The 12,429-nt window shown below is 41.2% G+C and carries 13 protein-coding genes; 5 read left to right on the top strand and 8 right to left on the bottom strand.

Annotated elements, in window-relative coordinates:
- Position 1: 1 nt before the first annotated feature.
- Positions 2 to 526, top strand: coding sequence for a GNAT family N-acetyltransferase (locus HW120_RS10320; RefSeq protein WP_177733835.1), 525 nt, complete (start codon positions 2 to 4; stop codon positions 524 to 526).
- Between the two features lie 170 nt (positions 527 to 696).
- On the opposite strand, the gene HW120_RS10325 is transcribed toward HW120_RS10320, so the two are convergent.
- On the bottom strand, positions 697 to 1,032 hold the full coding sequence (locus HW120_RS10325; RefSeq protein WP_177733837.1) for a hypothetical protein: 336 nt from the start codon (positions 1,030 to 1,032) through the stop codon (positions 697 to 699).
- A gap of 483 nt (positions 1,033 to 1,515) precedes the next feature.
- Here HW120_RS10325 and HW120_RS10330 point away from each other — a divergent pair, with 483 nt between their 5' ends.
- Genes HW120_RS10330 through HW120_RS10340 form a run of 3 tightly spaced genes read left to right on the top strand, consistent with a single transcriptional unit; the run spans position 1,516 to position 2,892 of the window.
- Complete coding sequence (locus HW120_RS10330) at positions 1,516 to 2,019, top strand: DUF4199 domain-containing protein (RefSeq protein WP_177733839.1); 504 nt, start codon at positions 1,516 to 1,518, stop codon at positions 2,017 to 2,019.
- Between the two features lie 34 nt (positions 2,020 to 2,053).
- Positions 2,054 to 2,494, top strand: a complete 441-nt coding sequence (locus tag HW120_RS10335; RefSeq protein ID WP_177733841.1) for an SRPBCC family protein — start codon at positions 2,054 to 2,056, stop codon at positions 2,492 to 2,494.
- Positions 2,495 to 2,520: 26 nt separating this feature from the next.
- Positions 2,521 to 2,892: a DoxX family membrane protein gene (locus HW120_RS10340; protein ID WP_177733843.1), complete on the top strand. Its 372-nt coding sequence runs from the start codon at positions 2,521 to 2,523 to the stop codon at positions 2,890 to 2,892.
- A 107-nt stretch (positions 2,893 to 2,999) separates the two neighbouring features.
- On the opposite strand, the gene HW120_RS10345 is transcribed toward HW120_RS10340, so the two are convergent.
- Entirely contained in the window at positions 3,000 to 3,329 is a 330-nt protein-coding gene (locus tag HW120_RS10345) for a hypothetical protein (protein WP_177733845.1), read from the bottom strand.
- Between the two features lie 26 nt (positions 3,330 to 3,355).
- A complete protein-coding gene (locus HW120_RS10350; RefSeq protein WP_177733847.1) occupies positions 3,356 to 3,718 on the bottom strand; it encodes a DUF1622 domain-containing protein in 363 nt (120 codons plus the stop codon).
- A 300-nt stretch (positions 3,719 to 4,018) separates the two neighbouring features.
- On the opposite strand from HW120_RS10350, the gene HW120_RS10355 reads away from it, so the two are divergent.
- A complete protein-coding gene (locus tag HW120_RS10355) occupies positions 4,019 to 4,186 on the top strand; it encodes a hypothetical protein (protein ID WP_177733849.1) in 168 nt (55 codons plus the stop codon).
- A gap of 238 nt (positions 4,187 to 4,424) precedes the next feature.
- Here HW120_RS10355 and HW120_RS10360 read toward each other — a convergent pair whose 3' ends face one another.
- The 5 genes from HW120_RS10360 to HW120_RS10380 form a co-directional block, all read right to left on the bottom strand.
- On the bottom strand, positions 4,425 to 8,162 hold the full coding sequence (locus HW120_RS10360; RefSeq protein ID WP_177733851.1) for an AAA family ATPase: 3,738 nt from the start codon (positions 8,160 to 8,162) through the stop codon (positions 4,425 to 4,427).
- A gap of 1 nt (position 8,163) precedes the next feature.
- Positions 8,164 to 9,402, bottom strand: a complete 1,239-nt coding sequence (locus HW120_RS10365; protein WP_177733853.1) for an exonuclease SbcCD subunit D C-terminal domain-containing protein — start codon at positions 9,400 to 9,402, stop codon at positions 8,164 to 8,166.
- Positions 9,403 to 9,619: 217 nt separating this feature from the next.
- A complete protein-coding gene (locus HW120_RS10370) occupies positions 9,620 to 11,035 on the bottom strand; it encodes an aminotransferase-like domain-containing protein (protein ID WP_177733855.1) in 1,416 nt (471 codons plus the stop codon).
- A 54-nt stretch (positions 11,036 to 11,089) separates the two neighbouring features.
- Positions 11,090 to 11,500, bottom strand: a complete 411-nt coding sequence (locus HW120_RS10375) for a hypothetical protein (protein ID WP_177733857.1) — start codon at positions 11,498 to 11,500, stop codon at positions 11,090 to 11,092.
- 297 nt (positions 11,501 to 11,797) lie between these two features.
- Positions 11,798 to 12,223, bottom strand: coding sequence for a hypothetical protein (locus HW120_RS10380; RefSeq protein ID WP_177733859.1), 426 nt, complete (start codon positions 12,221 to 12,223; stop codon positions 11,798 to 11,800).
- Positions 12,224 to 12,429 lie beyond the last annotated feature (206 nt).

Here is a 12,429-nt window from a genome sequence, read left to right on the forward strand (position 1 = left end):
AATGGAAATAAGCATCAGGCAGGAAAAACCAGAAGACATTGCTGCAGTATTCAAGCTCAACGTTGCCGCTTTCCCACAGGATGGAGAAGCAAAGCTGGTTGATGCGCTGCGCCGCAATAGCGAGGTCTTTATCCCGGAACTTTCTTTAGTTGCCGTATCCGGTAATACGGTTGTAGGGCATATATTGTTTACCATGATTAAAATTATAGCTGCCGATGGTAAGGAATTTGAAAGTCTGGCACTGGCACCCATGGCGGTAAGCCCTGAATTTCAAAAGCAGGGTATCGGAGGACTGCTCATACAGGCAGGACTTCAAAAAGCAAAAGCATCAGGATTCACTTCGGTTATTGTATTGGGACACGAACACTACTATCCGAAATTTGGTTTTGAGCCTACAGAAAAATGGCAAATAAAAGCACCTTTTGATGTTCCGGCAGCCGTTTTTATGGGCATTGAACTGGAAGACCAGGCTTTGCAAAATAAAAGCGGAACCGTGCAGTACCCGAAAGAATTTGAAGCGGTATAAAAAGTACGGACCACAATACATCAAAACCATTTTACAACCCGTAAAATGGTTTTGATGTATTGTGATAATCGTCGTCAACGAAAGTAATATAATGTAAAAACCCTGATAGGGGGGATACCAGGGCTTTGTTGGAACGACACCAGTGTGGCATCGTTAAAGAAATCGGGCTGCTAACAAATTTTAAACAGTACCGATCCTTCACCGTTGCTGTTCCACAGACTGCTTTTCAGTCCCCAATGGAGCAGGTGCTTAGTGCTTTTTCTTTCTTTTAATGTCGATCTGGAATCCCTTCCCGCTTTAGTATACAGCTCTACAATGTCACCGGCCTTCACTTTTAAATGTTTAAACCAGTGTTTGTGTCTTAGCTTGCAGCGCATGCCGTTGTTTTCGTCATAAGCAGTATCGGCAAGAATATAATCTGCCAGATCGCAATCGGAAATAACGTCTAAAACAATTTTTTCATCCAATGTGCCCCCACCTTCAACTTTAGTGATTTTAAGTTCCATAGGTCTATTTATTTATAATAAATTTTTGGCACTTAAATTTAATAAAAATCCAGAATTAAAAATATTTTTTATTTTGTAATTCTTGTTTTTATGTATTTATTATTTTGTTAATAAGTTAATTTATTGATTATTAGTTTTTTTTTATAACAAAAACATGTGAAATTTAAAACGTGATGCCTTCGCAGCTATTTTGCTAACAGAATACTGCTGCCGGTAGATGGTTTAACCTGAAAGTTACGGTACCTTTTTTGGCATTGGCTTATAGACAATCAGATAGGATAAAATAAAACAACAGCTGCCTTCCGGTGGTGACTATTCTGCTAAGTCGAAAAATACAACAAAACAATATGTTTTCGTTATGCGGATGATGGTTTTTGTGTTTTTATTTTTATTAATTTAGCTAAAAAAATAAAGAATATTTATTTTTTAATGCTTGGTATTGTGAAAACATGAAAAATTTATAAATACTTAAAAGTAGTAAAGATGAACAGGATCAGGATAGAAATTAAATGGGCGGTTGTATTCCTTATCGTTTCCTTATTGTGGATGGTACTCGAAAAATTATGCGGACTTCACAGTACACACATTGATAAGCATCAGTATCTGACCATGTTGTTTATGATACCCGCCATCTGGATTTACGTCCTGGCGCTTAAAGACAAAAAGAAAAATTATTACAACGGTGTGATGAATTTCAGGCAGGGACTCCTGTCCGGTATGATTATCACGCTGATAGTAACCATTTTTAGTCCGCTTACCCAATGGATAATCTCGACTATTATTACCCCGGAATATTTCCCGAACGTTATTGAATATTCGCTTAAAACCGGATATCATAAAACAAGAGCGGAAGCTGAAGCCTATTTTAACCTGGAGAATTATATGATTCAGAGTACTATAGGCGCAATCATGATGGGAACAGTCACTTCGCTGATTGTCGCTTTTTTTGTAAAAAGCAAATCCGGACCTGAAGCAAACAGGTCTTAAGTAACCGTAAAAATAGTACTGCTAATACTTTAATATGGATTTTGTAACCGTATCCCAGACGTTTCAATGTACCGTAGAAGAACTTTGGAACGCCCTCACACAGGAAGAACAATTAAAAGAATGGTACTTTCCCGTTCAGGATTTCTTGCCGGAAGTAGGACATACGTTTACTTTTTATGAAAGTGAAAAAAGTAAAAAATACCTGCATCGATGCCGTTTTTTAAACATTATTCCATACAAACTGCTGGAACACACCTGGGAGCGTCCCGGCCACAGTAAAGGAATTTCCCAGCTAAAATGGGAGTTACTGCCCTTAAATGACAGCAAAACACTGCTCACTTTAACCCATACCGATTTACAGAACTTTGCCGATGCCGGTCCCGATTTTAGTGTGGAAAACTATAGGATGGGGTGGGAAGCGATATTGAATACCTCCTTAAAAAAACATTTGGACAAGTTTACCGAAGTGCCCTAAAACCGTAACCCCAAAAACCCTACATAATGAAGATTGTTAAATTTATTGTCTGTCTTCTTTTCGGACTGATGTTCATCAATGCCGGACTGAACAAATTTTTTAATTATATGCCCATGCCCGATATGAGCGAAGAGCAGCTCAAGGTCATGGAAGCTTTTATGAAAATAGTCTGGCTGCTGCCTTTGGCAGGGATTATTGAAATTATAGGTGGAATCCTGTTTATTATCCCAAAATACAGAGCATTGGGCGCCATAGTCATTTTACCGGTTATGGTTGGAATCGTACTGCACAACATCCTGATGGAACCATCGGGAATTGAAATGGCACTGGTACTTTTTGCTATTAACCTTTGGATCATTCTGGATAACTGGAAAAAATACCAGCCTTTAATGTCCTAAACGTACTGTATAACATCAAAAACACCTGACAGCATTTTAAACGGCCAGGTGTTTTTTTATGCGATTATTTATCCCTGCCGGAAAATTTTAACCGGATATTTACCGGGTTAATCTTTTTTCTCCGGTCTGTCTTTTATCTCGGAAGCTTTAAGATACACTTTCTTTCCCTGTTTGTTCACATAATACTTACGGTTTTTATTGTTGATGTAAACATCGGTTCCGTCTGGTGCCATTTTGCCTTTCCAGACCTTATCGGTAATCTTGGAAGTACCTTTTACGGCCACTTCGGCAGTTTTGTTACCAACGGCTTTGGCAGTTTTTTCAATTTTATCACCTACAGATTCTTTTTCCTTTTTTTCCTGTGCATGAACGGTTAAAGGAGCGGTAATCAATAATCCAAGGGTTAACAACCCTGTAAAAATGGTGGTCTTTTTCATGATAATAGTTGTTAAATGATTAATAATTAGGGTAATGTATTGGTGTCTTCAGCAGACTTTTTCTGTGCGATATTTTCAATTTCCTTGTTCAGAAAATAGGACAATCCGGTTCGGATGATCACAGTCCCGGCCAGTATGCCTAAATCTTCAAAAGTAGGATTGAGTATGGTATCAATAATGTCGGAAGCAATCAGGAATTCCAGTCCCAGTAATAAATAGTAACCGACTTCTATTTTAATTTCAATGGTTCTGGCAAGTAAAAAAGTATGTTTAAAACGATCCGCTTCATTGACAATAAATTTAAGCAGTCCAATAGCGGCACCATAGCAAATAATCGCAATACTGATATAGCTGATCGTGTCTGATAGGGTATGGAGCAGTTCGTTCATCGCATTATATTTATATAAAGATACATAAATATCGTAAAATGCGATTATTTAAAGTGTTGTTTTAGTGTGATTTAGGAAGGATTTTGTCCGGGAAACACCCTAAAAAGGGGTATTTCTACGCGGTATCCGGAAAAAAGGATACAGTAATTTAGCCCTGAGATATGGTAACCGAAATTAAAGTATAAGTTCAGGATAAGGAACATGTTTTGCTGCCGAAATGTACAACACAATCAGTACTGCAAATAAACATTTTTCGGATCACACGGATTTACAGTTAAAAACCTTAAAGGTCATCAAAAAATGCCGATAACAATATTCAAAAAACAGGGAAAAACAATTGCAGAAGCTGGATTTAACAGACAGTCTGCCAATGAACAATTGCTGATGCAGTTGAAAAAAGAAATTATCAACGAAATACACGAAAACCTGCTAAAAGAAATGCTGTATAAAAGAGAAAGGCAGTATTGAAGATAAGTGTAAAAGGTGAAGGGCAAGGGGCAAGGGGCAAGGGGCAAAAAGCAAGAGGCAAAGGACAAAAGGCAGACCTGGAGGTATGATTTATGATATACGATATATAAGGGGAGATATATGAAGTTTGATATATCACATTCTTCATTCTTCACATCTCGTACTTCGTATTTCAACCCTTTTACTTTATACCTCGTATTTCACACCTCGTACCTCAAACTTCATACCTCGTCCTTCGTCAAGCGTATTGCACTATCTCCACCTTACTTTTTCCACTGGCCATTTTACTCACTTTAATCTGCGTTGGGATACGTTCCGTCATTTCCTGTACGTGTGATATCACACCCACTTTCCGGCCCTGATTGTGTAGTCGTTCCAAAGCATCCATGGCGATATTCAGTGTGTTCGGATCCAGGGAACCGAAACCTTCATCAATAAAAAGGGATTCTACTTTCATACGGCTTGAAGATAGGGAAGCCAGTCCTAAAGCCAGTGCCAGCGAAACCAGAAAGGATTCTCCTCCGGAAAGAGAGAAAACAGTACGCACTTCATCACCCATATCCTGGTCGATTACCTGTAAGCCAAGCGAATTCGGAATGCGCTCAATTTTGTAACGGTTGGTCAGTACTTCCAGATGAATATTGGCATAACCCAATAAAACATCAAGCGTATATTCCTGTGCAATCTGACGGAATTTCTTACCGTCATACGAACCGATAATCTCATTCAGCTTACTCCAGTTTTCGGTAACAGCTGCCTGTTGGTTAATGCGGTCTAAAAGATCACCGATTTTGTTTTTGTTGGCTTCATCCTGTTGTAGTCTGAAACCGATTTCACTATGGGACTGCTTGTTTTTTTCCAGATCCGATTGTGCCACACGGTATAGCTCGTTGAGCTCAGGTAATGTCCTGTCGGATAATTTCTTTTGTTGGTGTGCTTCCAGCAGCTGTGTTCTTTCAGCTAATACCGACTGTGTCCGGGTAACTTCCTCCGCAATAGCCTGGAGTATTTTTCGTTCTGCCTGCATCCAGTCGGGAGTAAGGGTAAGCAATTCTTTAAGCTCATCCGGACGCAATGGTACGGCATGCTGTTCGTTATAAGTTATCAGCCATTGTTCGAGTTGTTGAGAGGCCTTGTGAGCTGTACTTTCAAAAGCGCTCCGCTCTTTGAGCAGCTGTTCCTGTTGGGTGACCACTTTGGTACTGTCAATATGCAATTGTTGCTGCTGTAACTGATCACGTTCCAGTGCTTCCTTGGCTGAAGCTACAGATTCCTGTAACTGTGCTTCAATCGTTTTTACCGGTTGACCTTCAAAAAGTGACATCCGTTCTTTATATAAGACCTGATAAGCGCTTTCGGAAGCAATTAATACTCCGGCTTTTTTCTGAGCGTCAGCAGTAAGTCCGGCAAACTGTTTTTCTAATTCGGTAACTGTTGCCGAAAGAATACCATACTGATTGAGGTTGTATTCCAGTTTTTCGGTTTGTGTTTTCCATTTCTTTGTAAAATGTTCCATTTTTTCCAGGAAAGATTCCGGAGCATTTTTCCATTTATCCACCCAGCCCTGGTCGGTGATATAATGACTCAAAAAGGCTTCTGCATCCAGTATGGAAGCTGTTGTTTGAGTGTGTTCCTGTACAAGGCGTTCCTGCTGTTCGGTATGGGACCCGAGTTCCCGTTCCAGATCTTTTATACGGTTGGTAGCTTCGTTACAATCTTTTTCCAGTACATCAATTCGGACTTTCTGGCTTTCCAATTGCTGTTTTTCAGCGGCATGTGCCAGTAACTGCGCTTGCAATTGTGCCTGTTTTTCTTTTAAGACAGATCGTTTTTCGGCTATCCATACTGTTTTCTGCTCGTCAGGGATATTGCTGCATTCGTCTGCAATGGCAAAGTTTTCCCAATCTTGTTGTAAAGCTTCTAATATTCCCTTTTTACTGTTAATGGTTGCTGCAAGAGCGGTAATACTCTTTTGCAGGTTTTCACAGGTTTGCTGCAGACTGCTTTGTTCCTGTAAAGAGGAAAGATATTGCTGTTCCGTTTCCCGGTGTGCCTGTTCCAGTGTGGCCAGTACATGATCCAGTTTCGGTTCGTGTGCGGCATAAGGATGCTCTTCACTACCGCATACGGGGCATGGTTCGTGAGGAACAAGACCGGCGCGGAGCGTTTCCACATTTTCTGTGGCTGCCAGACGCGCTTTCTGCAATAATTGTGCAGAAGCCTCTTTTTTTGCCGCTTCATGGATAACACGCTGGTTGTGTTGTTGCAGGGCGGCTCCTTTTATTTGATATTCCTGCTCGTCGGCAGTTTGTTTTAAAAGTAAAGCATCAAAATCAAGCCGGGTGCTATAGAACAGTTTCCAGTGTGCTTCCGCTTTAATGGTATTTTCCAAAGCGGCATCCGTATCGTCTTTCTCCAGTCCGATATTTTCTATAGGTAGCAGCAACAGTTGCTTTTTCTTGTTGTTATAGGTTTCCTGAAGGGTTTCCAGAGTGGTTTGCTGCGTGATGTTATCAGTACTCAGCGTAGTTCTTTCGGCATCTTTCTCCCGGATTTTTTCCTGTACTGTTTCAAGATCATGGGCAACAGTCTGCAACAGCGTATACAACTTTTGGGTTTCCTGTAGTTTGGAAACAATAATGGCGCTGTTTTCGGCTATCGGTTTTCGGCTGCTGTGCTCTGTTTTCCAGTTTTCAATATGCTCCGTTTCTGTGGAAAGTGCTGTCAGGACGGCTTTTTTGGCAGCTATTTTAAGCTGTTGCTGCTTGCTTTTTTCAGCCGTATTTTCAGCTTCTTCTTTGGCTTTAGCCAATTGTTCCTTTTTTTCTGCCAGCAGGGTATCTTGCTTTTTAGCTTCTTCCAATAGTGGCAGTACTTCGGTACTGATCTTATTTTTTTCGGCCAGGTTTTTTTCAGCCTCCGCAACCGATTTATGTACAGCTGTTTTTTGCGCTTCCAGCACGGTGATTTTTTGCGCTAAAGCTTCCAGTTCGGCTGTTTTTTGTTTTTGCTGCTGTTCGGCATGCTGCAAGGCATCTGCCCAGGTTCTGGTTTGCTGTACCTGTTCTGCCTGCTGTAGCTTTTGTTCGCGGTTGGCCGCACTTTTTTGGGCTGTAACAGCTTCAATTAAAGCGCTATCTGCCAGTGCCTGATGGGAACTTAGTTCTATTAACTGCTGGTGCCAGCTGATTTCGGCATGTACTGTTTCGGCCTGTTTTTCCAGAATTTTAATCCGGGAATGTAATGCTGCCTGTTCTTCAAGAAGTGTTGCGAGCTCTGCTTCCGTAAAGGTTGCAATACCTTCTTTTTGCAGGTTCAGCTCGCGCAGCAATACTTCTTCCTGTTTGCATTTTTCATATACCATTCTTGAAATTTCAGAATAGATATGAGTACCGGTCAGTTTTTCCAGTAAAGAGGATTTTTCATCCTTATTGGCTTTTAAAAAAGCGGTAAAATCGCCCTGGGCTAATAGGACGGAACGGGTAAACTGCTCAAAGTTCAGTCCGACCAGGCGTTCTATTTCCTTATAGGTTTCTGCTTTTTTTCCGGGAATATCGGTTTGCAGCGTAATGTTTTTTAACGTAATGGCATCGGATTGTATATTGCCGTCGGCCTGATTCCGGGCTCTGCGAACGCTCCATGTGGCGCGGTAATAATTACCGTCAACACCTGCAAAATCAACTTCGGCAAAACCATCGGCTGTACCGTCTCTCAGAATACCGCGCACATCACCCTGGCTGATGGTACTTCCCTGTACATCGTGAATTTCGACTCCGGTTTCTCTTGCCTGCAGGTAGCGGGGTGTTTTTCCGTATAAGGAAAGACAAAGTGCATCCAGTATGGTCGACTTACCGGCTCCGGTGGCTCCGGTTATCGCAAAAATCCCAGCTGTTGCGAGCGGTTCTGCTGTAAAGTTGATTTCGGTAGTACCTTCCAGAGAGGCTAAATTCTTGATTCGTATGGCTATGATCTTCATGTTAATTCTCTTTTTGGGTTACTTCCTGTGCCGCCTGCTGGAAAAGCTGCATGATGGTTTCGGGAACCGGAATATTGTATTTGGACTGGTATATTTTGGAGAAAACATCGGCAGGCTGTAATTCCTGTAACTTTTCCTGCGTAACAAATTCGGTTGCTTTGTTTGTGGCGGCGGGATAGCGTACATCAATTTTTGCCAGCCGTATATTTTTACCGGTCAGGGCTGTTTCTACTTTATGACGCAATGCCGGTTCGGGACCATCCAGCAGTACACGTACTTCCAGATAAGGAGCCGGTTCGCCGGAACGCGAAGTATCCGGCAACCGCTTTAACAGCGTTAAGACTTCCTGTAAAGGCTGGTGTGTGGCTGGCACCCTTTGTAACGGTACAAACAGCGGAATTTCCAGAATATGTAAATTATCGATCTGTGTTTTACCTGATTCAAAAACAACTACCTGGTGTCTGTAGTTAAGTTCTGAAAAAGACATTGGAAGCGGACTGCCGGAATAGCGGATGTGTTCTTTTCCGCCAATTTTCTGTGCCTTGTGGATATGTCCCAAAGCCACATACTGTATTCCTTCCGGAAAAGCGGTTGCCGGAACACATTCCACACCACCCATGATCAGGCGTTCGGTTTTGTCCAGTTCCGTTATTTCAGCATGATGTGTATGCAGATGGCCCATGGCAATAATGATCTGATCGTCCTGTTTCTTTTCCAGTGCATGGGCATACGCCTGTTCGTATAAGGCGGTAACACCATCGGTATACGGATTGGCACTGCCCGGAATAGCCGGATAATCGCCCATACGCAAAAACGGGATGGCAAGGCACCAGGCTGTTGTTTTGCCGGAAGTATCGTGAATCGGAATAATAAGCTTTTCGTAATTGATAGTACCATCCGGATTTTTTTCAACCAGTCCGATAATATGAATATTGGATGACTCCAACAGCGGTTTCGGGGATTCTAAACGCGATGCCGAATCATGATTGCCGGCTGTAATGATAATCTGTAATTCCGGACAGGCTTTGGTCGCCTGATTTAAAAACGTATAAAACATTTTTACCGATACTGCAGCAGGATTGGAAAGATCGAAGACGTCGCCGCTCACCAGTAAAACATCAATTTGTTCCTGTTGTAAAGTCTGTATCAGCCAGTTCAGGAACTGCTGATGCTCGTCTGTGCGGTCGTATTCGTGGAATAGCTGACCAATATGCCAGTCTGCTGTATGGAGAATTCTCATTGCCGGTCAAAGTATTTTATCAGAAAATAAAAACTGCTGTTTTAGTAAGATACTTAAAATGAGAGTGCTATTTTCTGCTGTTTGTCAAAAATAAAAGTCCTAAAATTAAACTTTTTAAAGGACAAAGCATCCGGTATTATTACAGAATTCCATAAAAATACAAACAGCGAAATACGTAAGGAAGGTAAGAACGGGTTGTTTGTTTCCGGACAGCGGGTTACAATGCTTTCTTCACGATATTCCCGAGGCGTTTCAAATCATATTCCAGTTTTTCATCCCATTTTAAGGCAAAATTCAGCCGCATACAGTTATTAAACTGGTTGTGCTGCGTAAACATTCTGCCGGGTGCAAAGCTGATATTCTGCTGCATTGCCTGTTCATACAGCAGAGCGGTATCGATACGTTTGTCCAGTTCCAGCCACAATACAAAACCACCCTGTGGCTGTGCGGCTTTGGTATTATCCGGGAAATAGGTTTCAATAGCCCGCTGGTATTGCAGGCAATTGGTGTGCAGCGTATTCCTCAGGTTGCGAAGGTGAAGGTCATACCGGCCATGTTCCATAAAATCGGCTACAACCTCCTGAAATAAAGGCGGTGTGGATATGGTTTGCAACAGTTTTTTCCGCATCACTTTTTCTTTAAACTTTCCGGGGGCTACCCAGCCAACCCGGTAGCCGGGTGCCAGGGTTTTCGAAAAAGAACCGCACCACATAACGATACCCGCTTCGTCATACAGTTTGCAGGGAGCAGGGCGGCTGGTGCCAAAAAACAAATCTCCGTATAAATCATCCTCAATTAGCGGAATATTGTATTCGGTAAGCATTTTGACTACGGCTTTTTTGTTCTCGTCCGGCATACAGCTGCCCAGCGGGTTATTGAAATTGCTTACCAGGCAGCAGGCCTGTATTTTGGGTAACACTTTTTTAAGTGCATCCACATCAATGCCGGTTACCGGATTGGTAGGCAGCTCAATGACTTTTAGTCCGAGGGATTGTATCATTTGCAGTATGCCAAAATAGATCGGGCTTTCCAGTGCAATCGTATCTCCCGGTTTGGTAACCGCCATCAGGCATAAGTAAATGGCATTCAGCGTGCCGGAAGTGGTTATAATATCGTTTTCCGTTAGCGAACCGCCCCACACAAAAGACCATTTCGAAATATTGCGCCGGAGGTTTGTATTGCCGGGAATAATATCATATCCGGTTCCGCTGTCGTCCAGACTTCGCATCGCTTTCAGGACACTTTTATTCAGCTTGGCAATGGGCAGCATACTGTTGTCCGGTACACCCAGTGAAAACTGGGTAATTTCTTTGTGATGCAGGGTATTAAAAACCTTGCTGATTAAATCTTCCGGATGATCCTCTTTTTCAAACAGCCTGGGTTTACTGGTTTCCGGAATGGAAAATTTCCGGTTAAAGGTATTGCTCACATAATAACCCGATTTTGGCCGGGATTCTATCAGTGATTTGCTTTCCAGTTCCAGAAAAGCCTGCTTTACAGTGTTTAGACTGACATTGTAAATTTTTTGTACCGTGCGGATAGAAGGCAGTTTATCGCCAATTTTTAATGTTTCGGAAGCAATCTGGGCTTCAACAGTATGGGCAATTTTTTGATATAAGGCTTCTTTCGGCATGCTGATTTTTTAGTAGAACTTTAAAGGTACGATAAACGGAAATAAAAATGCCGTTTAATTCAGATAACATTGGTTCAGCCAGTTGATAAACCGGTCTATTTCATGCTGAACTGCCTTGTCTGAAACAACAGTATTGTTTTGTAAACTTTTGTTTGCCTGAAGGTGTGCTGAAAAAGAATTCAGCTGCTCGTTAATGCCGGCAGTTTCAAAATCGGTATCTGCCTGAACGGTAATTACCGCTTCACCGGATGAGGTCAGTTTTACAACAGAATAGGCTACAATCTTTTTGTCCTGTTCGGCTACACCAATCGGAAGTCCGAAATCGGCAGCCAGTTTGTTCTTCACCGCCGATCCGACTTTTTTAAGCGATTGGTTTTTACGGTATAATTGTACAATGGCATTCAAATCGGATAGATACACTTCCCGGAATTGTATGGGTTTTGGTTCTTGTGCTGCGACGTTCATAATTGTCATCTTTAGAAGACAAAATTAGAGCGCCTTTACAGAACTATACAGATACAAAAATGTATTTTTTTAAGGGTACAGATTTGAGAGGTTTGATATATGAGGGTTGATGATGAGGACTGAAAATCTAATATCGTACTTCATACTTCTATTACTTCTTGCCCTTTATCCTTTGCCCATTGCCCATTGCCTATTGCTTCTTGCCCTTTGCCTTTTGCCCTTTGCCTTATTTCATAAAAAAAGGAAGCACCTTACCGGCACTTCCGTTTTATGAAAAATCTTGATTATAGAAAGAAACTATCGGGTGATAACTGTTCTTTCAGAGATATTTTCGTCATAATTTTTAATAAAAAGATCAATTTTTGCTTCGTCTAGTGTACCGTCATCTTTAATGATTTCGTTTTTAAGTAAAAGCTTAATAGCTTCTTTTAAATTACCACCTCTGATTTCGGCTTTTTGTCCAATGGTCAGGAATTTTATCTGAGTATAATCATCATCCAGATGCATGTGGGTACCACCATTATTGGCTATCAATGAAAATAATGGCTTATTGGAATTTAAAGGAATAAAAATAAAACCATTAGCTCCGAAAACGCCGGTTCTTTCGGTTTTAAATAGTTCCTTGTCGTCAGCAAGTACCTTGTCATTTTTGAATTTTATCTTTTGGGAATAAGATAAACTGGTAATAAAGATTAACAGGGATGTTAATGCAATTTTCTTCATGATTGTTTTTGTATTGATTGCGTTAATTTATTGTGGATATATGGTTTTTTTGTGTCAACGGGTAAAAATATAATTAATATTTAAAAGTTTGAAATTTTTGTTGACAGGATGATAAGGTTTTTGGGGTGGTTAAAAGAAGAGGTAAAGGGTAAGAAGCAAGAGGCAAAAGGCAAAAGGCAAAAGGTAAGATATTAGATATTAGAAGT

The sequence above is a fragment of the Flavobacterium inviolabile genome (genome assembly GCF_013389455.1).
GTDB classification, from domain to species: domain Bacteria; phylum Bacteroidota; class Bacteroidia; order Flavobacteriales; family Flavobacteriaceae; genus Flavobacterium; species Flavobacterium inviolabile.

Coding starts and splice junctions, on each gene's coding strand:
- HW120_RS10335 (WP_177733841.1), top strand. CDS start 2,054: ATGGATTTTGTAACCGTATCCCAGACGTTTCAATGTACCGTAGAAGAA.
- HW120_RS10360 (WP_177733851.1), bottom strand. CDS start 8,162: ATGAAGATCATAGCCATACGAATCAAGAATTTAGCCTCTCTGGAAGGT.
- HW120_RS10350 (WP_177733847.1), bottom strand. CDS start 3,718: ATGAACGAACTGCTCCATACCCTATCAGACACGATCAGCTATATCAGT.
- HW120_RS10340 (WP_177733843.1), top strand. CDS start 2,521: ATGAAGATTGTTAAATTTATTGTCTGTCTTCTTTTCGGACTGATGTTC.
- HW120_RS10365 (WP_177733853.1), bottom strand. CDS start 9,402: ATGAGAATTCTCCATACAGCAGACTGGCATATTGGTCAGCTATTCCAC.
- HW120_RS10355 (WP_177733849.1), top strand. CDS start 4,019: ATGCCGATAACAATATTCAAAAAACAGGGAAAAACAATTGCAGAAGCT.
- HW120_RS10375 (WP_177733857.1), bottom strand. CDS start 11,500: ATGAACGTCGCAGCACAAGAACCAAAACCCATACAATTCCGGGAAGTG.
- HW120_RS10320 (WP_177733835.1), top strand. CDS start 2: ATGGAAATAAGCATCAGGCAGGAAAAACCAGAAGACATTGCTGCAGTA.
- HW120_RS10370 (WP_177733855.1), bottom strand. CDS start 11,035: ATGCCGAAAGAAGCCTTATATCAAAAAATTGCCCATACTGTTGAAGCC.
- HW120_RS10345 (WP_177733845.1), bottom strand. CDS start 3,329: ATGAAAAAGACCACCATTTTTACAGGGTTGTTAACCCTTGGATTATTG.
- HW120_RS10330 (WP_177733839.1), top strand. CDS start 1,516: ATGAACAGGATCAGGATAGAAATTAAATGGGCGGTTGTATTCCTTATC.
- HW120_RS10380 (WP_177733859.1), bottom strand. CDS start 12,223: ATGAAGAAAATTGCATTAACATCCCTGTTAATCTTTATTACCAGTTTA.
- HW120_RS10325 (WP_177733837.1), bottom strand. CDS start 1,032: ATGGAACTTAAAATCACTAAAGTTGAAGGTGGGGGCACATTGGATGAA.